At 67.5% G+C, this 24,036-nt stretch carries 15 protein-coding genes and 1 other RNA gene; 7 read left to right on the top strand and 9 right to left on the bottom strand.

Annotated features, from left to right (window positions below):
* Window positions 1–593: 593 nt before the first annotated feature.
* Window positions 594–1,286 (bottom strand): DUF3826 domain-containing protein, encoded by a 693-nt coding sequence (locus tag G5C50_RS14345; RefSeq protein ID WP_206107704.1) that lies wholly within the window; start codon window positions 1,284–1,286, stop codon window positions 594–596.
* A gap of 88 nt (window positions 1,287–1,374) precedes the next feature.
* Entirely contained in the window at window positions 1,375–2,754 is a 1,380-nt protein-coding gene (locus G5C50_RS14350) for a dihydrolipoyl dehydrogenase family protein (RefSeq protein WP_165070541.1), read from the bottom strand.
* A gap of 218 nt (window positions 2,755–2,972) precedes the next feature.
* Between G5C50_RS14350 and G5C50_RS14355 the strand changes: the two genes are divergently transcribed.
* Window positions 2,973–3,500 (top strand): hypothetical protein, encoded by a 528-nt coding sequence (locus G5C50_RS14355; RefSeq protein WP_165070544.1) that lies wholly within the window; start codon window positions 2,973–2,975, stop codon window positions 3,498–3,500.
* On the opposite strand, the gene G5C50_RS14360 is transcribed toward G5C50_RS14355, so the two are convergent.
* From G5C50_RS14360 to G5C50_RS14370, 3 genes are all read right to left on the bottom strand, one after another.
* Window positions 3,466–4,875: a sialidase family protein gene (locus G5C50_RS14360; protein ID WP_165070547.1), complete on the bottom strand. Its 1,410-nt coding sequence runs from the start codon at window positions 4,873–4,875 to the stop codon at window positions 3,466–3,468. The genes G5C50_RS14355 and G5C50_RS14360 overlap by 35 nt on opposite strands.
* A 139-nt stretch (window positions 4,876–5,014) precedes the next feature.
* Window positions 5,015–5,506, bottom strand: an RNA gene (rnpB, locus tag G5C50_RS14365) — RNase P RNA component class A.
* A 159-nt stretch (window positions 5,507–5,665) separates the two neighbouring features.
* A complete protein-coding gene (locus G5C50_RS14370; RefSeq protein ID WP_165070550.1) occupies window positions 5,666–6,133 on the bottom strand; it encodes a hypothetical protein in 468 nt (155 codons plus the stop codon).
* A 736-nt stretch (window positions 6,134–6,869) separates the two neighbouring features.
* Between G5C50_RS14370 and G5C50_RS14375 the strand changes: the two genes are divergently transcribed.
* On the top strand, window positions 6,870–7,385 hold the full coding sequence (locus G5C50_RS14375) for an aminoacyl-tRNA deacylase (protein ID WP_165070553.1): 516 nt from the start codon (window positions 6,870–6,872) through the stop codon (window positions 7,383–7,385).
* A 38-nt stretch (window positions 7,386–7,423) separates the two neighbouring features.
* Here G5C50_RS14375 and G5C50_RS14380 read toward each other — a convergent pair whose 3' ends face one another.
* On the bottom strand, window positions 7,424–7,942 hold the full coding sequence (locus tag G5C50_RS14380; protein ID WP_165070555.1) for a phosphoglycerate mutase family protein: 519 nt from the start codon (window positions 7,940–7,942) through the stop codon (window positions 7,424–7,426).
* Between the two features lie 51 nt (window positions 7,943–7,993).
* Window positions 7,994–9,541: an alpha-amylase family glycosyl hydrolase gene (locus tag G5C50_RS14385; RefSeq protein WP_165070556.1), complete on the bottom strand. Its 1,548-nt coding sequence runs from the start codon at window positions 9,539–9,541 to the stop codon at window positions 7,994–7,996.
* Window positions 9,542–9,782: 241 nt separating this feature from the next.
* Here G5C50_RS14385 and G5C50_RS32345 point away from each other — a divergent pair, with 241 nt between their 5' ends.
* Complete coding sequence (locus G5C50_RS32345; protein ID WP_206107705.1) at window positions 9,783–13,982, top strand: PAS domain S-box protein; 4,200 nt, start codon at window positions 9,783–9,785, stop codon at window positions 13,980–13,982.
* A 5-nt stretch (window positions 13,983–13,987) separates the two neighbouring features.
* Here the strand turns inward: G5C50_RS32345 and G5C50_RS14415 are convergent, their stop codons facing one another.
* Window positions 13,988–15,493, bottom strand: a complete 1,506-nt coding sequence (locus G5C50_RS14415) for an efflux RND transporter periplasmic adaptor subunit (protein ID WP_165070558.1) — start codon at window positions 15,491–15,493, stop codon at window positions 13,988–13,990.
* 447 nt (window positions 15,494–15,940) lie between these two features.
* Here G5C50_RS14415 and G5C50_RS14420 point away from each other — a divergent pair, with 447 nt between their 5' ends.
* Window positions 15,941–16,225, top strand: a complete 285-nt coding sequence (locus G5C50_RS14420; RefSeq protein WP_165070560.1) for a hypothetical protein — start codon at window positions 15,941–15,943, stop codon at window positions 16,223–16,225.
* Window positions 16,226–16,227: 2 nt separating this feature from the next.
* A complete protein-coding gene (locus G5C50_RS14425; RefSeq protein ID WP_165070561.1) occupies window positions 16,228–16,692 on the top strand; it encodes a type II toxin-antitoxin system VapC family toxin in 465 nt (154 codons plus the stop codon).
* 134 nt (window positions 16,693–16,826) lie between these two features.
* Here G5C50_RS14425 and pruA read toward each other — a convergent pair whose 3' ends face one another.
* Entirely contained in the window at window positions 16,827–19,952 is a 3,126-nt protein-coding gene (gene pruA, locus G5C50_RS14430; RefSeq protein ID WP_165070563.1) for an L-glutamate gamma-semialdehyde dehydrogenase, read from the bottom strand.
* Between the two features lie 595 nt (window positions 19,953–20,547).
* On the opposite strand from pruA, the gene G5C50_RS14435 reads away from it, so the two are divergent.
* Together G5C50_RS14435 and G5C50_RS14440 are read left to right on the top strand one after the other, a co-directional pair.
* Window positions 20,548–21,741, top strand: a complete 1,194-nt coding sequence (locus G5C50_RS14435) for a RidA family protein (RefSeq protein ID WP_165070565.1) — start codon at window positions 20,548–20,550, stop codon at window positions 21,739–21,741.
* Window positions 21,738–23,993 carry a DUF1553 domain-containing protein gene (locus tag G5C50_RS14440; RefSeq protein WP_165070566.1) on the top strand — a complete coding sequence of 752 codons (2,256 nt, stop codon included), beginning with the start codon at window positions 21,738–21,740 and terminating at the stop codon, window positions 23,991–23,993. The genes G5C50_RS14435 and G5C50_RS14440 overlap by 4 nt, the downstream gene beginning before the upstream one ends.
* Window positions 23,994–24,036 lie beyond the last annotated feature (43 nt).

The following is a 24,036-nucleotide window of genomic DNA, read 5'->3' on the forward strand; positions in this document are numbered from 1 at the left end:
GGACGCCACACGTGAACATAAAGCGTCTTCCCCCCTGGAGAGGGAAGACAGACCGCGCAGCGGTCAGATGAGGGGGACGACCGGCGTCGGAAAGACATCGGATCCGACGGCTCCCTCGAACGCGGGGCCGGTCGTCCCCCTCATCCGGCCCTGCGGGCCACCTTCCCCCGCGAGGGGGGAAGGCCGTTGTGGCTCAGACAATGAGAGTCGGAGGCTGACGGCTTCGTCCCCTCTCCCCCCGGGAGAGGGCAGCCGCGCAGCGGCGGGTGAGGGTCGTGGGATTTCGGAGGGCGTGACGGTTGTGCAAGTCGTCGAGCCGGGCTGCGCCTACAGGTCCGACGACCCTCACCCGGCCCTTCGGGCCACCCTCTCCCGGCGGGAGAGGGGACGAGTCAAATCTGCGTCGCAAAACGCGACGAACGAAGCCAACGTCGCATCGATCGAAACGGTGATTGAACAGGCAGTTACGCCAATCACCATCGTCCCGTCGCCGCGCAAACGAACCCGCCCAAGGGCGACGGCCGGTTGAGGCGGACGACGCTGGGGCGGGGTGGGTCTTTGACAATTCGGCCGAATGTGTGCGGGAGGGCTCGTCAGGGAGCGGCCGGCTTGGCTGCTGCCTTCTTGGCCTTCACGGCGTCGGTGTAGGCCTTGTACAGGGCCTTCCAGTTGCGGCCGTTGGCGTTGAGGAGTTGTTCGGACCGGGTCTTGTAGATCTCGAAGATCGCCGAGATCTCGTTCATGGATTTGTAGTCCACGGCCTCCTCGCGGGCCTTCTTGAGGAAGGCGAGGATTCCAGCCTCTTCCTCAGCCGTGAGGTCGGGGACGATCGCGTGGTAGCCCTTCATGGTGAAGGCGACCTTCCCCACGGTGTACCGGTCGAGGATCGTCTCCACCTGTTCGGGAGTCAGGTCTTTCTGAAGGCCCGTCATCAGCGCCTCGTGGACGTCGGCCGGGATTGCGGAGTCGGCGATCACCTGGCGGTCGAGGTTCGAGAGGCGGCTTCCCGTGGCCGGATTGATCCCGGCGGGGACGGTGGTGAAGGGGTGCGAGTTATGCCAGTCGCGGACGGCCTTGAGGTGGGCCGTGATCACGTCCTTCACGCGGGCTTCCTTCCCCGGGTCGTCGAGCTTGAGCGCCGCGGCCCACTCCGCGGCCTTCTTCGCCTGCTCCATGTCCGACCGGGCCGCCGCCTCCGCCGAGGGCTGGTCGACCGGGGGAGTCTGGCCGAAGGCGTTATGCGAGACGAGAAAGGCGGCCAGCAAGAGGGAGGGGACGGCTTTCATGAGGACCCTCGAAGTCGGTGGTTCGGTCGGGCCAGGACGTTTCATCATAACGTCCAGGTGAGCACGAGCGTGAGATCCGAGGCCGACGTCATCTCGATGGGACTGATGAGAACAGGCCGGCGAGCCCTTCGGCCATCGTCGGGTGGGTCAGGACGGCGTCTCGAAGGGCCGTGTAGGGGAGGCCGGCGAGCATCGCCACCTGGACCACGGCCAGGACCTCGCCGGCGTCGGGACCGAAGGCGGTGAAGCCAAGGATCCGGTCGCCGTTCTTTTCGACGAGCGCCTTGAAGAAGCCCCGCGTTTCGGAGAGCGTTCGGGCTCGCAGCACGGCGTTCATGGGGATCTTGGCCAGCCGATACTGGACGCCGCGTTCGCGAGCCTCGCGTTCGCTGAGGCCGACTCGGGCCAGCTCGGGATCGGTGAAGAGGCAGTAGGGGACCTGCCGACCGGTCGTCACGCGATCGCCGCCGGTGAGATTCGCCAGCAAGACGCGGAAGTCGTCCTCGCCGATGTGGGTGAAGTGCGGGCTGCCGGCGCAGTCGCCCGCCGCCCAGACGCCCTCGGCCGTGGTCCGCAGGTGGTCGTCGACCTTGACGTGCCCGTGCTCGTTCGTCTCGACGCCCGCCTTCTCCAGGCCGATTCCGTCGGTGTTCGGCGTGCGGCCGCCGGCGACGAGGAGATGCGTCCCCTCGATCGAACCTCGGCTGGTTTCCAGGCGGACGGACCGGCCCGAAGTCCCCTCGACGCGATGGAGGGCGGTCCCGGTCAGAACCTCGACCCCCTCGTCTCGGAGAAGGCGTTCGATCTCCTCGGTGACGTCGGGGTCTTCACGGTGAATCAGGGCCTTGTTCCGCTCGACGACCGTCACCCGGCTGCCGAAGCGCCGAAAGGCCTGGGCCAGCTCCAGGCCCACGTAGCCGCCCCCCAGGACGATCAGGTGTCCGGGGATCTCGTCCAGATCAAGGGCCTCGACGTGAGTCAGCGGCTTCGACTCGGCCAGCCCGAGGGTGTCGTCGAGCCGAGCGCGCGAGCCGGTGTCGATGACGACGACCTCGCCGCGGAGCGTTCGGGAGCCGCCCTCGTTCAGCTCGACCTCGATCGTCTTCGGGGCGACGAAGCGGCCCTCGCCCATGACCAGCTCAGCGCCGCTGGCCCGGTATTTCTCCAGGTGCAACTCGACCAGGCCGTCCACCATCTTCCGCTTACGGTCGCGGACGGCGGTCATGTCGACCTTCCAGCCCCGGTCGGCGATCCCGAACGCCCCGCCGTGGCGAAACGTGTCGGCCGCCTTCGCGGAGTGGATCACGTTCTTGCTCGGGAGGCAGGCGATGTTGGGGCAGGAACCGCCGATGTACCGCCGCTCGACGACCGCCGCACGCTTCCCACTCGAAGCGAGAGCCCAAGCCAGCAGCTTGCCCGGAGCGCCGCTTCCCAAAACCACCAGGTCGTATCCCTCGGGATGAGTCATGCCTTACTCCTTCGAATGTGAAGAGGGGTTAACCAATGATGGAGTCCTCGTCAAGCATCCGGAGGTTGCCGATCGGCAGGGCCCGTCGCGTGATGGAAGCGAATGAGGTCGGGGGGTAAGATGATGGTCGTGCACAATCGACGGGCAAGGCGGAGGCAGACGCTAAGGATCGACGCTCTCGGACGTGGTAGAGGTGGACCCCATCTCAGGAGGACGCCATGACGACCCGATGGGCTGAATCAGATTTCGGAGACTGTCCCAAGAAAGGCCCGATGCGGTGGTGGACTCGCCGCATTCTGGGAATGCGGCCCGCGTTCGTGGGCGTCGCGACGCCTCTGCTGGCCGCGGTCCTTGCGGTCATGGGCTCGCTCGAACAGGCGACGTCTCCAGCGAACGTCCCCAGGCGGCCCTTGCCGCCGTACTCGCCGCCCGTCGTTCCGATGCCGTCGAGGCTGACCCGGACCGTCGTCGTCCCGCGAGAAGCGTGGACGATCGACCCCCAGATGATCCACCAGGCGCGGTCGGGGGTCGACGAGGCGATGATCCACCAGGCGCGACCGGACGTGGACCCGAGGATGGTCGTCCCGACCGTGCCGGAGGCCGTGACCGCTCCGGTTCCGGTTCCCGGTTACACCCCGATCCCGACCGCCCCGCGGTTCATACCGCCGCCGCCGGTTCCTGGCTTCCCGGTCGTCCCGCACGGCCCGAGGTTCAGGGGGCCGGGCGGAACCATTCCTCGCCGATGATCCGGCCGAGGAGGAAGAACTTGCGGTCGGGGTACCAGAGGACGGCCTGGCCGTGGCGGACGGTCGAGCTGGCGTACATCGCCAGGTCGAGCCGGCCGGGCGTGCCGGGCTTGCCCAGCGGGACGCCGTCGTGGTCCATGAAGAACCGGGGCTCGTCGAACCAGACGGGCTGATCGGCGCCGGGCTGGAAGCGGCCGGCGGCCAGGTAGATCGGCCGGCGGTGGAAGCCGGTCTGGGTCGGGCCGTAGTTCTTGTAGTGGCCGTCGTGGTTGTGGAGGAACAGGGCGTACCGGCCGCTGCCGGCGGCCTCGCCGCCGACGTCGTAGATCGGACAGGGGGAGAGGGGGTGGAGCAGGGGCTCGCCGCCGTCCTTCCGCAGGAGGACGCGCGGGGCGTCCCAGGTCTCGCCGCCGTCCCGGCTCTGCGACCAGTACGGGCTGCCGGCGGCCGTCCGCATGACCACGAACAGGCGGCCGTCTGGGAGCTTGACCGTCGCGGGCTCCTGGCAGGCGCTTAGTTCGGGATGATCGGGGAACGGCACGGTCAGCGCCTTGTCGTTGGCGGCGAACCAGGAGATCTTGAGGTCCTTCGGCTCGGGCGAGTCGTCCACGTTCTCGAACCGCATGAACTCGACCCGGGCGTCGGCCGCGCGCCAGTCCTTGAGCTTGTGCGGGACCACGGCGTGGCTGGTCCAGCGGGTGAAGCCGGCGCAGTACTTGCCGTCGGCCCCCAGCCGGAGCGGCTTCTGCCAGCAGAGCATGTTGGGGGGCATCGTGGGGTCGGGGTTGTCCTGCGTGCTCCTCGCGACGGGGACTTCCTGCGGGGCCGACCAGGTCTTGCCGGCGTCGTCGGAGTAGATGCCGTGCAGCCAGCCGGTGTGGTGGAAGAACGTGTCGAACTTGCCGATGTGCTGGCTGTACAGCACGAAGAGCCGGCCCTTCTTCGAGACCAGCGGGTAGGCCCAACTGGCCATTGGGCCGTCGCCCGGCTTCTTGGGGCCGGCGATGATCCGGGGATCGGTCCAGGTCTTCCCCTCGTCGTCGCTGCGGGCGAAGGCGATGTGTTGGTCGGGGGGCAGAGCGGCCGAGGAGTTCTCGACCGAGCTTTGAGTCCAGACGGCCATCAGCGAGCCGTCCGGGCCGTCGAAGGCCAGGAAGTGCTCGTTGCCGGTGTCGACGATCCGGTCCCCCTGGACCCTGGGCACGAACACGACGAAGTCGGGCTTCGTCATCTTCAACTCGCGGTCGATCCGGCTCCGCAGGTCGTCGGCGTCCTTGATGAATCCCGGCGGTTTCGGCTTCTCCTGCGCGAAGGCCGACGAGCCCCAGGCTCCGACCAACAGGGCGGCGACCGCAAGTTTCCTCGATCCGCGCATGGCGAGACCTCCCCGACCGACTCGACGTTCCGTTCGCACGAGCCCGCCATGATACGGCGCGCCCGAGCCGGGATCGAGGCCCCGGAGGGATGTGAATCCCAGGGGGGCGGCGACCAGGAGGAAAAGGTGAGAGGGCGTCGCGACGAGCGGCCTAAGCCGGATTCTGTCGAGGTCGGGGGGACGATTGCCGTCCCAAACGGCCTCGGATGATCATTTCTCTGGGACGCCGGTCTCCCGACGCCTCAAGCGACCTACCCGGGAGTCGATGACGGATCGGGCCGACCCGTGCGGGACGAAGGCTGATGAGGCCCGGTTGCCCGGCCCTCCGTCGCCCACGCTTTTTCCCGCTGCTCCCCTATTTGGTCTTGCTCCCGGTGGGGTTTGCCGAGCCAGACCGGTCGCCCGGCCTGCTGGTGAGCTCTTACCTCACCGTTTCACCCTTACCCCGACGTGGAGGCCGAAGCCCCGCCGCCGTGGCGGTTTGCTTTCTGTGGCACTTTCCCTATCCGATGCGCGAACGCAACGGACGGTGGGCGTTACCCACCACCGCGCCCTTCGGAGTCCGGACTTTCCTCCGCGGCACGTCCCCCAGACCGGTCCGCGCTCGCCGGAGAAATCCCCGACGCGCCCGAGCCGCCCTGGGGCGCCACGGCGATCATCGCACCCGCCGCGAGCCCTCTTCACCTATGATAGGAGGTTTCCCTCCCTTCCCCAAGACGAATCCGACGCGGAAAGGTTCGAATGGGAACGTGGAAATGCCTGCGAGGGCGCCAACTTCATCCACGTCTCTCTATTTGCCCATGTGGGCCACGAGTTTGCCGTCGACGCGGAAGCCCGCATTGATGAGGCGGGTCGACTTCGATCGCCTCCAATCTTCGCCGGCCTTGGCGTTCGAAATGAAACTCAGATCGATCGACAATCTCGTCCCGTTTGCCAGCACTGGGCCGGCCCCCATACCCGGCGGCGTCGTAGGTTGTTGAAGGCCGATCTGATAGCTCGCGAACAGAAAGGGACCGTTCCCAATACCTATCCAGTTCGAGGCGCTCAACCCACCTCGAAGCCAGGACTTCTCAAGGCCCAGGATCTCCTCGACCTGTTCATATGTCATATCCGGACGGAGGCGGGCGAAGCGGTCCGGGATGCTCCGGACGATGAAGCGGGGAGGTACGCCGTCCTGAAACTCCTCGTAGGCGAAGAGCGACAAGGCTGCCAGTGCGACGAGGGCCATCGAGCGACGAAGCGTGATTCTGACTCGCATGGTAGCCCGCCAGGGATGTGGACCTTCGGTTTCAACCAGATGGTATTTCCGGAAGAAGGAGAACCTCAGAAGAGGCATCCCAAGGGAGACGTCCGCCCCAACCGTACTTCACTGCCGCATCTGGGCGACCATCTTGCCTTCGCTCTCCAAGTGCGCTTCGCATAGGCGGGTCGACCGGGAACTTTTCCAATCGTCGTTGGGACCGACGTCTGTGGTGAATAGCAAGTGGATCTCCGAGAGGGGCCAGGTGACTGCTGGCGACGCGGCAGCTCCATTCTGAGCCGTCACCCCACGCGGTATCGACCCGACTGGATAAATCGCGTTCACAAAGGGGCCATCCCAGGCCTCGCCGACCCCCGAGACATTCACGCCGCCCAGGAGCCAGGACTTCTCCAACCCCAGGATCGCTTCGGCTTCCTCGTAGGTCATGCCTGGTCGAAGGCGAGCGATGCGGTTTGGGATGCTCCGAACGACAAAGCGGGGAGGTACGCCGTCCTGGAACTCTTCCCAGGCGAAGCAGGATAGGGCAGCCAAGGCGACCAGGACCATCGAACGGCGAAGAGTCATCCTGACGCGCATAGGTCCGCCCCACGGCTTGGAAACTTCTGAAAGCAGTGTTTGCGGCGATTGTATTGGCTGTGGCGATCGGATGGATCCCGAAAAGTCTGCGATCTGCCGCCGACCAGGCCGGCGCGCCTTATACTTGGGTCGAGTCACCTCTCTCGGAGTCGACACCATGTATCTCACCGAGTATCTCCGAAGCCGTCGCGTTTGGTTCAAGCCTCTGCTGCATGCTCCGGCCTTCTCGGCCGAGCGGCTGGCGGCGCGGTTGCACGTTTCGGGACGAGGAGTGGCGAAGGCCGTTCTGATGAACGTCGGCGGCGAGGAGTGGCTGGCGGTCCTGCCGGCTTCCTCGCGGATCGACCTCGCCCGGCTGGCTGGGGCGCTGGGACGTGACTCGGCCGACGTCCGGCTCGCGACCGCCGACGAAGTCGCCCGTCGGTTCTCCGACTGCGAGCCCGGCGCGGTGCCGCCGTTCGGCCGGCCCTACGGCGTCGGCACGATTCTCGACGCCTCGCTGACGGACTCCGAGATCGCCTTCGCCTCCCACACGCGGCACGAGGCCCTCCGCATGCGGCTGGCCGACTACGACATCGTCGAAGCCCCGATCCACGCCGAGTTCGCGACGCCCCTCGCGCCGGCCCCGTCGCCAAGGCCCTCGCGACGCCCCCGACGCCGCCGCGCCGGTTGACCGTCACCCGGCGCCGCGTCGCCCTCTGCCGATCAGGGTTAGGCGTAATGCGTCAGCTCCCAGAAGCCGGGGGATGAACCAGCGGCTCGGGGGATGAGCTGAAATAGTCGGTCGAATTCAGTCGGGTCGATCCGCACCGGGGACGCGTACCCCAGGGCGAGCAGAATCGCAGGGATCGTCACATCGTGGCCGACGATCAGGACGATCTCGTCCGGGCTCTTCTCCTGGAGCGTCTGGACGGCCGATCGGCCGTAGGATGCGAGCAGGCTGGCGTCTTCAGGATGCTCGAGAAGGGTCGTCGGCAGATCCAGCGACAGGATTTGCACGTGTGAGCCCGCCGCCTCCAGCGCGGCTTTAACAGGGGCGGCGGTCTGTCGCGTCCGCTCGAACTGGCTCGTGTAGATGCTCGTGACGCCGGAGTTTTTCAGGAGATCGGCGAGCTTGTCGGCCTGTTTGCGGCCCGTCGCGCTGAGGGCGTCGCCGTCCTTCTCGGCGTGGCGAACGAGATAAACGGCCCGTAAGGCGACAGCAGAGGCAGGCGAATTTGCAGCGAGCATGGTGAGGCCCTGGATACGAGGGAATCCCGAAGCGTGCAGACGTTCGTTTCATCAACCCAGGATCTGAACCTCGATCGGGGCCAGATCGACCTCGATCGTGTTCGCGGGGCCCGTTCCTAAGCCCCCCTCGACCTCCTGGATGGTGAGCCCATCGCGGGTGCGTACAGGGCCGGGGGGAACGCCTGACCCCGGTGCGAAGGGGGCGTTGAGGATGCGTAGGACGTCGCCCTCGGCGTGGAGGGAGAGGTCCAGCAGGACATGGCCAGTGAAGCGGGCGGTCGTGCTCGTGTTGGCGACGATCAGGATCTCGCGGTTGTGGAGGATTCGCGAGAAGGCCAGCACGCCCGGGGCGAACGTCGAGGCCCCGAAGTGGACGCCGTCGCCGGAGATCGGCCGGAAATAGAGCCGGCCGTAGCGCAGGGCCGGCTCGGCGTCGCGAACTTCAGAAAGGGACTGGATCGCCCGGTACAGGGGAAGGCTTGAGTCGAGGCCGCCTCGTCCGTGTTCGCCGATCTTGGCGCCGTGGCCGAGGCAGGGGATTCCCTGAAGTCCAAACAGGAGGGCGACGGCCAGAACCGCCTGCGGATCTTCGGCGTCGGTCGTCCCGTCCTGGACCCGATGCTGGTCGTCGAGGTAGGCGACGAAGCAGCGCCCGGCCTCGCCGTGGCTGCTGAGCAGGTGACGTTCGACGGCCTTGCGACGGCGGTAGACGTCGATGACGCTGGTCGGCGGGGCGACCCCCCTGGCGACTCGCGGCAGGAGGGATGCGAGCGGAACGTCGAGCGCCGCGTCGACGCCTGGCATGTCTCGATCATCGCTGGTGTTGCGGCCGATGAACCGGGCGAGCCGATCCTCGCCTTCGTCGACCTCGCCGAAGGTGAAGAAGTTCTTCTTGCCAATACTCAGCGCGTATTCGCGGATGGCGTTGCCGAAGGTCCGGGTGAAGCCGCGACCGACGGATTCGAGGGGGGCGACGTGAAGGCCGTCGACGTCGTATCGGGCGATGACGTACTGGTGAGCGTGGATCAAGGCGTTCGGGGCGAGGTGGACCATCCCTTCGCGCGCGGGGATGGCGAAACCGTTCAACCCGGAGCCGGAGTACCCGAAGACGCCGCCGGGGGGATTGAGAACGGCATCGAAGATCACGTAGAGGCCCTGGGCATGGGCCTCGTCGACCAGGTTCCGCAGCTCGTCGTCGGCCGTTTCCGGGGCTGGGGCGGACCGAGGTTCGGGCTGGAGGAAGTTCCGGCCCCTTGAGTCGTCGAAGCTCGACGGGTTGGATTGACGGTTCCCGATCGCAAGAGAGAGCCAGATCGCTGCTGCACCAAGCTCCTTGATCGACTTCAAGCGTGCGCGATTCCCATGAAACACGCCACCCTGGAACGAATCTCCGGCGAGGAGGCTTACGGGGGATCGACTTTCGCCGCCGTCGAGACGGTCGAGCGTCAGGCGGTGGATCCAGACGTCGCGCCAGTCCTGGGGGGAAGGGTAGGGGGTCAGGATCGGCCGCGGTTCGCCGGCGACGTCCACGACCTTGACGGTCCGCTCGGCCGCGGCCTCGAAGGCGGCCTGGACCCGCGGGTCGTTCAGCGAGAGCATGACGCAGGACTCCTCGACGCCGTCGGCAGCAACCTGACGAAACCGTCTTTAAGATCAAAACGCGTGCCAGGCAGGAATCTGTACATGATGCCCCGGGCTTGGGGCCTCGAGACGTTGGTGCAGAGTCGGATCCCCTGCGTGCGGCCTGGGTACGCCGGTTCGGAAGCGATACAATGCGTGGGGTCGTCAGCCGCCGCTCCACGATCGGGGCGGAGCGGTCGACGGGCGGCGAGGGGCGGCGATGGATGGGCGATGGGATCGGAACAAGACCGCGGGAGTCGCGGCGTTGGGGCTGCTCGTCGTCGTCAACGCGGCGATCTCGTACCGCAACGCCCGGGCGATCCGATCCGATTCTGAAGAGGTCGTCCATACGGAACAGGTTCTGGCCGATGTGGCGGCCCTTCGGGCCGACCTTCGAGGGATGGAGGCCGCTCAGCGTCGCTTTCTTCTCCTGGGAGACGATTCCTCGCAGGCGGAATTCCTCAGGACCGCCGGCCGGGTCGACGCCGGGGTCGACGAACTGGCTCGACTGACTCTGGACAACACCGAGCAGAAGCCGCGGATCACCGCTTTGCACGATGCGGTCCGCCGGACTTACACAAAGCTCTCCGAGGCCGTCAGAATCCGCCGTGAACTCGGGCCGGAGGCCGCGCGGGCGAATGTGGCGGGTGGAGGCGCCCATGCGGCGCTGGACGACTCCGAACGCCGGCTCGACGACGTCGGCGCGGCGGAGCGGACGCTGTTGACGAAGCGGCGGACTGAGACGGACAAGGCGTATGACGATGCGGTGCTGTTCGGCGCCGCTTCGACGGTCTTCGGTCTGGCGGCGGTGGCCGGCTTCGCATGGCTGCTGGCCCGCGACGCCGCCATCCGCCGTCGCGCCGAGGAGGTCCGGGCGCGGCTGGCCGCGATCGTGGAATCCTCGGCCGACGCAATCGTGGGCATGACGCCGGAAGGGATCGTCCAGACGTGGAACGCCGGCGCCGAGGCCCTCTTCGATCGATCGGCGGAGGAGGCTGTCGGACGGCCGATCGACGAGTTGATCGTCCCTCCCGAGCTTCGCGAGGAGTCGCGCGGCGTGCTGAGGCGGGTCGCTCGCGACGAGCCGGTCGAGCCGTTCGAGACGGTCCGGATGAGTCGGGGAGGCCGGAAAATCGAGGTCTCGGCGACTGTCTCGCCCATCCGCGACCCCGCCGGCCGGGTCGTCGGCGCGTCGAAGGTTTTGCGCGACGTGGGCGCCCGCAAGCGGGCCGAACGACAGGCCCGGGAGGGAGAGGCCCGGTTTCGAACACTCTTTGAGCAGGGGGTGCAGTTCGCCGGAGTCCTCTCGGCTGACGGCGAGATTCTGGAGGCCAATCGGTCGTGCTTCGACTCGTGGGGACTTCAGCGCGAGGACGTCCTCGGCCGGCCGTTCTGGGAATGTCCATGGTGGGCGTCGTCGCCGACTCTCGCCAGGACGATTCGAGACGCCTGCGAACGGGCCGCGTCCGGCGAGACCCTGCGCTTCGAGGAGCCTTACCTCGTCGTCGACGGAACTGAGCGGGTCATGGACCTGGCGATCACTCCCGTGGTTGATGAGGTCGGGCGGATCCTCTTCCTCTCCTCGACGGCGACGGACGTGACCGACCGCAAGCGCGGCGAGGAGTCGCTGCGGCGCTCGGAGGAACGCTACCGGACCCTGTTCAACTCGATCGACCAGGGCTTCTGCGTGGCTCAGGTCGTCTTCGACGGGGATCGGCCGGTCGACTATCGATTCATGGAGGCCAACCCTGTCTTCGAAACGCAGACCGGGCTCGTCGACGTGGTCGGCCGGTCGGCCAGGGAACTGGTGCCCGATCTGGAAGACCACTGGTTCGCCATCTACGGCGAAGTGGCTCGGACCGGCGTGCCGACTCGGTTCCTTGAGCGGGCGGAGGCGATGGGCCGCTGGTTCGACGTCTACGCCTTTCGGGTCGGCGCTCCGGATGAGGCGATGGTGGCCATTCTGTTCACCGACGTCACGGAGCGGAAGCGCGCTGAGGAAGAACGCGAGCGGCTGCTCCGCCACGCCTCCGAGGAGCGCGAGCGGCTGGCCGAGGCGTTCGAGCGGTCGCCGGCCTTCGTGGCCGTCCTCCGCGGCCCCGAGCACGTCTACGAGCGGGTCAACGCCCGCTACGAGGAGTTGATCGGCCGTCGCGATCTGGTCGGTCGGACGGTCCGCGAGGTCGTTCCCGAGGTCGGCGAGCAGGGGTATTTTGAAGTCCTCGACCGGGTCTTCCGCGAGAGCGAGGCGTACATCGCCACCGGCCGTCGCGTCCAGTTGGCGCGCGGACCCGCCGGCGAGATCGAGGACCGCTGGCTGGACTTCGTCTTCCAGCCCCTGATCGGCCCCGACGGAGGGGTGTCGGGCGTTCTCATCCACGGCATCGACCTTAGCGATCGCTTCCGCGCCGAGGCCGAGGCCCGCGAGAAGGACCAGCGGCTTCAGCTCTTGCTCGGCAACGCGACCGACTATGCGGTTCTGATCACCGACCCCGAGGGGATCGTCGTGGATTGGGCCGGGGGCGCTGAGGCGATCACCGGGTATGCGCCGGCCGACGTGCTGGGCCGACCGGCCGACGTGATCTTCACGCCCGACGACCGCGCCGCCGGGGTTCCGGCTCGGGAGATGGCGACGGCGGCCCGCGAGGGGCGGGCCGAGGACAAGCGCTGGCACCTCCGCAAGGACGGCTCGACGTTCTTCGCCGAGGGGGTCATGGTGCCGCTCCGCGAAGAGGGCCTGTTGCGCGGGTTCGGTAAGCTCTTTCGCGACGCCACGGCGCGGCGACGGTCGGAGGAAGGGGTTCGATTCCTGGCGGACGCCGGGGCCTCGATCGCCGAGTTGGTCGACTATGAAAGCACGCTCCAGCGGATCGCCCGTCTGGCCGTCGGCGGTTTCGCCGACTGGTGCGCCGTCGATCTGGTCGAGGAAGACGGGCGGCTCCGTCGGCTGGCCCTCAACCGCTCGACGGCCGTCGAGGAGTCCGCCGAATCGGGCGTTGAGAAGGAACTCGACGGCCTCGTCTCGCACGTCATGGCAACCGGGGAGCCGGAGGTGGTCTACGACCTGGCGGGGATCGATCCGGGCTCCACGGTCGTTGGGGACGACCGACTGGCCGCCGTCGGGATTCGCTCATGCCTCGGCGTGCCGATCCTCTCCCGGGGCCGGGTCGCCGGCTGCCTGACGTTCCTCAGCGCCTCGGGAAGGCGGCGGTTCGGGCCGGAGCAACTCCGCGTGGCCCAGGATCTGGCCGAGCGCGTGGCGGTGGCCGTTGAGAACGGCCGCCTCTATCGCGCCCTCCAGGAAGCCGACCGCCGCAAGGCCGAGTTCCTGGCGACGCTCGCCCACGAGCTGCGCAACCCGCTGGCGCCGGTCCGCAACGGCGTTCAGGTCCTCCGGCTGGGGGGAGACGACCCCGCGGCCCGAGCGCGGGCCGTCGAGATGATGGACCGCCAGATCGTTCACCTCGTCCGCCTGGTCGACGACTTGATGGACGTCTCACGCGTGAACAGTGGCAAGGTCGCCCTTCGTCTCGCGCCGGTCGACCTTCGAGAGATCGTCGAAGCGGCGGTGGAGATCAGCCGTCAGATGATCGACTCCGGCGGACATGAGTTGGGCGTCCGCGTGGCCGACGAGCCGCTGCCGCTGGAGGCCGATCGGACGCGGCTGGTGCAGGTGCTGGCCAACCTCCTGAACAACGCGGCCAAGTACACGCCGCACGGCGGCCGGATCGAGCTGTCCGCCGGTCGCGAGGGGATGGACGCCGTCGTTTGCGTGACCGATTCCGGCGTGGGGATCTCGGCTGAGATGCTCCCGCGGATCTTCGACATGTTCACGCAGATTGGTACGACGATCGACCGATCCCAGGGCGGCCTGGGGATCGGCCTGACGCTGGTCCGCCGGCTGGTGGAGATGCACGGCGGCACGGTTTCCGCCCGTAGCGAGGGCGCCGGCCAGGGCTCAACCCTCATCGTCCGCCTGCCGCTGGCTCGTCCCGCGACCGTCGATGAGGGCTCGGTCGCGGCTGCGCCGGCGGTTCCTGCGTCGTCGCGACTGAACGTCCTGGTCGTCGACGACAACCGCGATTCGGCCGAGAGCCTGGCGATCCTCCTGGGCCTGAAGGGGCACGAGGTCCGCACGGCCCACGACGGGCCCGAGGCCCTGCGAACGCTTGAATCCTTCCGCCCGCACCTGGTGCTGCTGGATCTGGGCCTTCCCGGAATGAGCGGCTTCGAGGTCGCCCGCCGCATCCGCTCCAGCGCGGGGCTTCGCGGCGTGCAACTGGCCGCGTTGACAGGCTGGGGCCAGGAGGAGGATCGCCGTCGGACTCGCGAGGCCGGCTTCGACCACCATCTGGTCAAGCCGGCCGATCCCGAGGCGGTCGAGGCCGTCCTGGCGACGCTGCTGCACGCCGCCGGCTGACGAGATCAGTGCCAGTCGTGAGCCGAGGTGGCGACGGTGGAGAAGGCGCGTCGTTTCTCGTCGTCGGTCATGAGCCGCATGGGGGCGAGCGAGACCGACTCACCCTCGGCGAGCCCTTCGACGACCTCGATCAGCCGGCCGTTGCCGCCGCCGAGGCGGATGCCGCGACGCAGCGGGCCCTGGTCGGAATCCACATAGACGAAGGCCTCGTTGCCGATTTCGAGGACGGCCTCGGACGGGACGGCGACGACGGGTTCGGATTCGCGGACGAAGATCTCGACCTGGGCGGTCATCCCCGGCCGGAGCGAGGGATTCTGGCCGTCGAGGCCGATCAGCGCGGTGTAGAGCCGGATCTCGGGGGTCTCGCGGGTGATCGGGTCGGCCATCTGCTGGACGGCGGTGACCTTTCCATCCAGGCCTGAGCCCGGAAGGGCGTCGATCCGGATCCGCGCCTTGGACCCGGCCGGAATCCGGCTGACGATCGACTCGTCGAGCTTGGCGTTGACCCGCATCGAGCCGGGGTCGGGGATCTTGATGAGGACCTGGTTCTCGCGAGCCATCGCCCCTTCCTGGAGCAACTCCTGCTGGCTCCCCGGCCGCATCGACGCCTCATTGTTGTGGACGACCAGGCCGTCCACCGGGGCGAACATCTTGCAGCGTTCGATGAGCGTCTCGTACTTCTTCTTCTTGGTCTCTTCCAGGGCGAGCTTGGCCGCCTTGGAGAGTTCGTCGCTGCGGGCCTTGGCGACCGCCGCGGTCAGCTCGATGATCTTCTTCCGCTTGGTGTAGTTCTCCAGGACGGCGATCTTCCCCTGGGAGCGGTCGAGGGTGATCTCGCAGTTGGCCTTGGAATCGCGGTCGGCGACCGACTGCGACCGGGCGACGAGCCCCTTCTGGTACATGCTCGTCGACCAATCGTAACGCTGGGCAGCCTGGACGAGGTTGGTCTTGGCGAGCTTCAGGGCGATGTCGGCGTCCAGCTTGGTGGAGGGGTACGTCCCCCCTTCGTACTCATTGAGCGAGAACTCGGCGACCTCGCGGGTTTTGACCGCGCTTTGAAGCTCGGCGGCGGCCGTCTGAACGGTGATCCGCTCGGTCGTCAGCTTGTCGCGGAGCGAGGACGAATCCAGCTCGATGAGAAGATCGCCTTTTTTGACGGTCGAGCCGTCGTTGGCCAGGAAGATGATCCGATTCTGACCCTCGACGCGGTTGACGACCTCGCGATTCCTGCCGCTCTCCAGGCTGCCGCGAGCGTTGAAGGTCACGGGGATCTGGAGGCGCGAGACCCGCTGCATCGGCGTCTTGACGAGGGTCCGTCGGATCGGCAAGTAGCCCGTCTTGGCCGCAACGGCCGCCCCCGCCGCCGCAATCAGGGTGAGCCAAACGAGGCGACGCAAGCCAGACCGACGACGCGGAGCCGGCGGCGGTGGATCGTCCATGTTGGACGGTGCGATCACCGAGGGATCGAACGTGGGCCGTGGTTCTTCCGTCGTCTGAGTCGCCGTCGCCATTTCGGGGCCGCCTCCGTGTGCGGGAGACGTCCGAAGGGGGCGCGTCATTCCCCTCCGCATCGTCTCCGCCTCTATAGGTATAGAGGCGACGTTGGGAGCGAGGCTGGACGGGAAATCATCCCAAGCCGACGAAGTTCATCGATCGGCCATTTCTGCCTTAAGAAGGCGGCGAGATGACGTCGGCTTTCCCTGTGACGGGATTGACGGCGATGAGAGACTTAAGATCGACTCGCTCATCGGGGTCGATTTCGACTCGAAGCATGGATGTTCTTCTGCCAGGAGAACGGGACCTGGTCCTGACGGCGGTCGCCTTGCGTTACACTACCGTTCCCCGTAATTGCTCCTGAACTGCCATGCTGGACGAACCATCCGACGCGCTTCGCGAGGTATGGTTCTTTGTGCTTGTGGTATCATAACCTGTGCGTGTCGAGACGAGGAGTAGCGACAATGGAACAGAAGACCGTCGAAGGGACGTGGGAACAGGTCGCGACGCACGCCCGGGAATTCGCCGGACGCCGAGTCCGCGTTACCGTGCTTGACGAACTTGCGGCACCCGCCGACCAGGCTCTTCAGGAGAAGCTGGCCGAGGAGGCGTTCAAGCAGCATCTGCTTACCTCCGGGCTCGTTACGCGGTTCCCTTCGGCGCTCGACGCGGGAGAGGACGAGGACGACGCGCCGATCGCCGTTTCCGGTGAGCCTGTATCGGAGTCCCTTCTTCGTGAGCGTCGCTGAGCGTGGCCGTCTACTTCCTAGACACCAGCACGCTGGTCAAGCGAAACGTGCAAGAGGCCGGGACTGCGTGGGTCCGCAACCTGACCCGCTCCGGTACGCCTCACGACCTTTACATCGCTCGCATCTCCGTCGTCGAGTTCGTGGCCGCCATCACCCGTCGCGAACGAGGGGGACACCTGACTCCGGCTCAGGGGGCCGCCGTCATCGGGCACTTTCGCAGACGGGTGTCCCAACGCTACATCGTCGTCCAACTCTCTTCGGCCCTGTTCGACGACGCTTCGCAACTCGCCCGGAGGTACGGGCTACGCGGGTACGACGCTGTTCAACTCGCCGCCGCCCTGGCGCTCCATCGGCCGAGGATGACCCGTGGCTTATCGCCCGTAACGCTCGTCTCCGCAGATGCGGAACTCAATCGGACCGCCGTCGCAGAGGGCGTGCTCGTCGAAAACCCGAATCAATACCTCTGATGCGGGTCCCTCCTCAAATGAGGGGCTGACTTGACGACAGCCCCCGCCGCGCGGACTCGCCGACCTTTCTGGATGCACCAAGTTGCGGAAAGTAGAGTTCCCAGGCGAGAAAGACGGTAGTTGGGCCCTCTCCCTCACTCCTCGCTCGTCGACAGATCCTCCGGCGCGAAGCCGCGCCTCATCGTGTTCTCGGTGATGGAGCGGGTGAGGAGGAATTCCAGGAGATACTCGGAGCCCCCGGCCTTGGCGCCGACTCCTGAGAGCTTGAAGCCGCCGAACGGCTGGCGGGCGACCAGGGCGCCGGTGATCGTGCGGTTGATGTAGAGGTCGCCGACGCGGTACTCTCGGCGGACGCGTTCGATGGTGACCGGGCTGCGCGAGTAGAGGCCGCCGGTCAGGGCGTAGTCGGTTCCCTCGGCGATCGTCAGGGCGTCGTTCAGGTCCTTCGCCTTGATGACGGCCAGGATCGGGCCGAAGACTTCCTCCTGGGCGATTCGGGCGTTCGGCTTCACGTCGGCGACGATCAGCGGGCCGACGAACGTGCCGCGATCGGCGATCTCCGAGACGTCCACGTCGAGCACGACGCGACCTTCCTGCCTGGCGATCTCGCGGTATTCGAGGATTCGCTTGCGGGCGTCGGCGTCGATGACCGGGCCGACGAAGGTATCCGGATCGTCGGCCGGTCCGACGCGAAGCGACTTGCCGGCCTCGGCCAACCGAGCGAGGAAGGCGTCGTAAACCCCCTCCAGAACCACGGCCCGCGAGCAGGCCGAGCACTTCTGGCCGGCGTAGCCGAAGGCGCTCTGGAGGACGCCCACCACGGCCTCGTCAAGGTCGGCGTCGTCGTCGACGATGATCGCGTTCTTCCCCCCCATCTCGGCGATCACCTTCTTGACGTGGTTCTGCCCCTTGGGCGTTTCGGCCGCCTGCCGGTTCAACAGGAGCCCGACCGCCCGGGAGCCCGTGAACGAGACCACCGCCACGCGCGGGTCGTTCACCAAAGCCTGGCCGACCACTTCGCCTTCGCCCGGGAGGAAGTGCAGCACGCCCGGCGGCACGCCGGCTTCCAGGAGGATCTCCACGAGCTTCGAGGCGATGATCGGCGACTGCTCGGCCGGCTTGAGGATCACCGGGCAGCCGGCGACCAGCGGGCCGACGGTCATGCCGCAGGGGATGGCCAGGGGGAAGTTCCAGGGGGGGATGACCACGGCGACCCCACGCGGGAGGCGGTCGCAGACGTTCGTTTCGCCGGGGACGTCGCGGCGGCGAGGCTCGGACAGGCGGATCATCTCGCGGGCGTAGAACTCGCAGAAGTCGATCGCCTCGGCGACGTCGGCGTCGGCCTCGCGCCAGGGCTTGCCGCACTCGTAGACCTCCCAGGCGGCCAGCTCGTACTTCCGCTCGCGCATCAGAGCCGCCGCCTTCACCAGGACCGCGGCGCGTTGGGCAGGGGGCGTCGCCGACCACGAGTGCAGGGCAGCCTTCGACGCAGCGATCGCCCGGTCGGCATGCCCGGCGTCGGCCCGGGAGACGTAACCGACGACCCGCGAGAGATGGCTGGGGTCGACCGAGGAGTCGTACTGCGGCGGGGGCGATGTGACGCCCGAGATGACTTCGGCATGGACCGGGGCGTCGATCCGCTCGCCGTCGACGATCAACGGGTAATGCCGGCCCAACTCGTGCTGCACCTTTTCAATCGCCTGCTGCATTGCTCGGCGGTTCTCGGCGCGGGCGAAATCGGCGACGGGCTCGTTGCGGAAGGGGGGGAGATTGGAGACGTCAGGGAGGGCGGGCGTCGGCGACGGCTCGGAGGGGAGGGCTCCACGCTTCCGGGTTTTGGTCCACATGGCTCCGGTCTCCTCGGGGTCGCGCAAGAGGTCGTCGACGGCGGCACCCGACGCGCCGCTGGCCTTGAGGAAGGATTCGTTCGAAGTGTTTTCCAGCAGCCGGCGGACGAGATACGCCATCCCCGGCAACATGGCCCCATAAGGCGTGTAGACCCGCACCCGACAGCCGCGCTCGACGAGGGCGTCGTTGATGGCGTCGCCCATGCCGTGGAGGGTCTGCAACTCGTAGGCGTCGATCGGGAGGCCGAGAACTTCGGCCGTGGCGATGGCGTGGGCCAGGCTTCGCAGGTTGTGGCTGGCGCAGGCCGGGCGGAGGTTGGCTCGATGCTCCATCAGGAACCGCGTGCAACGCTCGTAGTTGGCGTCGCTCTGCCACTTGTGAAGGAAGACGGGCTCAGGCCAGCCGTGGCGGCGGGAGGTGAGGACCTCGTAATCCCAGTACGCTCCCTTGACCAGGCGGATGGTGATCGGAGCGCCCCGGCGCTCGACGAACTCGTTGAGCCGACGCAGCTCGGCCTCGGCGTCGGGCTGGTACGCCTGGACGACGATGCCGACGTCGGGCCAGTCTCGGAAGTCAGGTTCGGACAGAACGGCCTCGAAGAGGTCGTAGCTGAGCGTCCGGTAGTCGTACTGCTCCATATCGACGTGGACGTACGCCCCTAACTCCCGGGCCGTGTGGAGGATGGGGCGGAGTCGCTCGGCCGTGCGGGCGATGGTCCCGGCGGGGGAGATCGGGTCGAACCAGGTCGTCAGGCTGGAGAGCTTGAGCGAGAGGTTGACGCGAGGGATCGGCCCGTCGACGTCGCGGTCGATCTGGGGGATTTCCGGACGGGCGGCGAGTGGGCCGGCCAGGCCCTTGAGCAAGTGCAGGCACGTCTGCTGGTAGGCGTCGGCCTCAGCCTCGCTGATGACGGCCTCGCCCAGCAGGTCGGCCGTAAAGGCGACCTTCTTCGCCCGAAGCTTGAGGACCGTCTGGAACGCCTCCTCGGGCGTCGAGCCGGCGATGAACTTGCGGGCCATCAGCCCGGCGGCCGTCCGCGCCGAGGCCGCCAGCATCTCCTCTCGCTCTGAGCCCGGCGGCGCGAGGGCCACGGCGGTCCGCAGCCACCAGGGGACGCGGTCGCCGGCCTCGTCGAGATACTCCGCCAGGTGCCGACGGACGGCCGGGGCCGTCTTCAACGCCGGCAGCACGTCGATGAACCGGAAAAGCTGGACGCGGACTTCCGGGTCGTCGAGGGTCGTCGCCATGAAGCGATCTTCCCACCACGCCCTTCGCCAGGGTCGTGACGCTCTCCCGACCCGCGCGAACAGCTCCCGACCAATCGCCCTCGTGCGATCCTCGATCCGCTCCCGGTCCCCGGGTTTGAACGATCGCGTCCCGGATCCTCGAAACCCCGCCGCAGTCGTCGCCATGGGGGCCTGCCTGTGTTCGTTGGATTCCTGGAGAGGTTCATCTCAATCTTAGGGCCGTCCCCCCGCTTAGGCTACCGCCGCAGTTCGAAGCGTCTCGTTCGATCTGAAATTTGGATCGTGACCACGAAAACCCTCTCCGGATTCGATACTTCACGCCGGCAACGGTGTTTCAGTGTTGTCGGAAACAACAGTTGATTTCGACGAATTTCGCTTGAGGAGTCCTGCAGTGCGCGTTAGGTTCCAGTTGGCGAACCGGACGAGGCCCGCCAACAGCCGGTGAAGGTCCGTCGCATCCTGCCTTTGCATCCAAGGTTCCTCCCGCCTCGGTTCAAGGAACGCCGACGACCCCGCGTTCTCAGGCACCCGCCTTATCGGACGACGCCCGCGACGAGTGGACCCGACGAGGGTCTGTGCGGAGGCGTTGCGCCCTTTTCTCTTCGAGTGTGGAGGCTTCGCCATGCGGCTAACCCGTCGCGAATCGGTCACCCGATGGACCGGACGATCCGCGGATGTGGGAGGTCCTCCGTCGCCTCCATCGCCGATCCGGCGCGTGCATCGCGATCGGGTCAGGGGTTCGTTGATCGATGTGGAAGCGGTGCAGCATGCTTTTCTCGTGGCGACGCCGCGTCCCGGCGATTCGGCCGCGGCGGAGGCGGCGGACGCCGTTGGCATGCTCGGGGCTGCGCTCGATGAGATTGGGGCGAGACGCTCGGTCGTCCGGCAGACCGTCTTTCTCGCCGACGAGGACGATGTCGAGCCTTGTCGCGAGGTTCTGCGCGCCTTCTACAGCGGGGACTGGCCGGCGACCTCGTTCGTCCCTCAGCCGCCGGCCGACGGGAGCCGCATGGCGATGGAGGTCTGGTCCGTCGGCCGCGGCGAATCCGACGTCGCGATCCGGCGGATGGAGGAGCGGTTGGTCTGCGCGGCGGCGAACGGGGTCGCGTGGCTGCACGCCGACGGCTTCGAGCCCGGCCCGGACGCAGCAGGCGTTGCGGCGGTGCATTCTCAGACGCTCGCGACGCTCCGCTCGCTGATCGTCGCCCTGGGTCGCGCCGGCTCAGGGCTCGACGCCGTGGTCCGCACCTGGCTGCATCTGGGCGACATCGTCGGTCCCGAGGGGGATACCCAACGCTACAAGGAGTTGAATCGGGCGCGGGCGGACGTCTATCGCTCGGTTGCCTTTCTGTCGCGGCTCTATCCTTTCAACGGCAACCGCCGCCGGCCACAGTTTCCCGCCAGCACCGGCATCGGAACGACCGGACGAGGGATCCGCATGGGAGCCCTGGCGATGGAATCCGCCCGTAGCGACGTTCGGGCCGTACCGCTGGAGAACCCCCGTCAGACCCCGGCCTTCGACTACTCGGCCGTTTACAGTCCTTCGAGCCCCAAGTTCTCGCGAGGGATGGCGCTGGCGGTCGGTCGCGAGGCCTTGATCCTCGTCTCCGGCACGGCGAGCATCACTGCCTCGGAGACCCGCCACGTCGGCGACGCCGCCGCCCAGACGCACGAGACGCTGGAGAACATCGCCGCGCTGATCGGCGAGGCGAACCTGGCCCGCCATGACCTCCCCGGCCGGGGTGCGACGCTCGACGACCTGACCTGCGCCCGGGTCTACATCAAGCGTGAGAGCGATCGGGACGCCGTCCTCGCGGCATGTCGGGAGCGGATCGACGGCGTCCCCGTCGTGTTCACGCTGGCCGACGTCTGCCGCCCCGATCTGCTCGTTGAGATCGAGGCCGTGGCGGCCTCTCGCGCCCCCGTCGACGACTCCTGCGAGGTGGAACGATGAGCGGAATCTCGGGGCTCGCCCGGCTTGCCGCGACGGCTCTCGCCGCCCTGGCCGGCGTGTCGGTCGGCCTGGCGCAGACGCCGGTCGAGGACCGCCTGGACCGGACCGTCCCGGCCGAGACGAGCGTCGTTTTCGCGAAGCAGGTGGCCCCGCTCCTGAGCCGGGGCGGCTGCAACGCCGTGGACTGTCACGGCTCGTCGAAGGGGAAGGGGGGGCTCTCGCTGTCGCTCTTTGGCGGCGACGCGACGCTTGACCACGAAGCTTTCACGGCCGACGCCCACGGCCGGCGCATCGACCGCGTCGAGCCCGCGCGAAGCCTGATGATCCTCAAGGCGACCGGCCAGGTCGAGCACGGCGGCAAACGTCGGTTCGAGCCTTCTTCTCCGGAGGCCGCGCTGTTGACGGCCTGGATCGCCCAGGGAGCCCGACTCGACGACCCCCGCCTTCCCGGCGTCGTGGCTTTGGAAGTCACGCCGCGTCAGGCCGTGTTCGCGCCGGGGAGTCACGCCCAGGTCAAGGTGACGGCCGTCCTGACCGACGGCGCACGCCGCGACGTCACCCGAGAGGCCGTCGTCCGGTCGTCGGATCCCAAGGTGGCGACCGTCGACGCCGACGGTTCGGCGAAGGCCGTCGCGCCGGGGCAGGCGGCTGTCTCGGCGTCGTACCAGCACCGGTTCGGTTCGATGATGCTGGTCGTCCCTCGCGACCTTCCCGGCGGCTTCCCTGACGTTCGACCGGCGAACGTCGTGGACGACGCCGTCCTGGCGAGGCTGCGTCTGCTGGGGATTCCTCCATCAGAGACCTGCGACGATGCGACGTTCCTCCGGCGCGTCAGCCTGGACGTGACCGGTCGCCTCCCTTCGCCCGAGGAGGTCGTCGCGTTCCTCGATGATTCGACCGCCGACAAGCGGGCCCGTCTGATCGACCGTCTCCTCGCCAGCGAGGACTTCGTCGACTTTCAGACCATGAAGTGGGGCGACCTGCTGCGGATCAAGAGCGAATATCCCAGTCGACTTTGGCCCAAGGCGGTCGCCTCGTATACGCGGTACATCCGCGAGAGCATCGCCGCCGACAAACCCTACGACCAGTTCGTCCGCGAATTGCTGACCGCCTACGGATCGAACTTCCGCGACGGTCCGGCCAACTACTGCCGCGCCGCGGCCGGCAAGAATCCCCAGACCTTCGCCGACGCGACGGCCCTGGTTTTCCTCGGCAAGCGGACCGCCTGCGCCCGCTGCCACGCCCACCCGGACGATTCGTGGACCCAGGACGATGAACTCGCGTTCGCCGCCTTCTTCGCCCGGGTCGGCTTCAAGCCGTCCAACGAGTGGAAGGAGGAGGTCGTCTACTACAACCCTAAAGGCGTCGTCCGCGACCCGCGCACCAACCAGGTCGTCGCCCCTCGACTGCCGGGCGGTCAGCCCCTGACGTTCGGCCCGGACGAGGACCCCCGGCGCACGCTGGCTGAATGGATGACCTCGCCGGCCGACGAGGACTTCGCTCGCGCGATCGCCAACCGGGTCTGGTTCTGGCTGCTGGGCCGGGGGATCGTCCACGAGCCCGACGACTTCCGCCCGTCCAACCCGCCGTCGCAGCCCGAACTGCTCGACCGCCTGGCCTACGAGGTGGTCGCCAGCCGCTACGACCTGAAACACCTGTTCCGCCTGATCCTCAACTCGAAGACCTACCAGGCGTCGTCGAAGACCAGGCCCGAGAACGCCGACGACTTCGCCTGCTTCTCACACCACGTACCGCGGCGGCTCTCGGCCGAGCAACTGCTGGACGCCTTCGTGCAGATCACCGGGACGCCCGAGAAGTTCACCAGCCGCATCCCCGAGCCCTTCACGATCCTGCCGCCCGACACCCGCGCCGTGCAGTTGACGGACGGCAACATTGAGGAGTCGCCTTTCCCGTTCCTGGAACTCTTCGGCCGACCGGCTCGCGACACGCCCTATGAGCGCGAGCGGGACGACGAGCCGACTCTGCGCCAGGCCCTCTATCTGGCGAACTCGGATCACCTGGAATCCAAGATCGCCGCCAGCGCCGTGCTCAAGCAGATGCTGGATTCGCACGAGCCGGACGCCGCGACCGTCGAGCGGCTCTATCTGGCGACCCTCAGCCGCAGGCCCAGCGAGGCCGAGCGCAAGGCCGCCGTCGACCTTCTGACGCGCGACCCCAAGGTCCGTCCGCAGGCGCTCCGCGACCTGCTCTGGGCGCTCTTCAACACCAAGGAATTCCTGTTCAATCGTTGAACCCTAGGGAACCGCACCGAGTCGCCGAGGCCGATGGAAAGGG

The organism is Paludisphaera rhizosphaerae (assembly GCF_011065895.1).
GTDB lineage: Bacteria > Planctomycetota > Planctomycetia > Isosphaerales > Isosphaeraceae > Paludisphaera > Paludisphaera rhizosphaerae.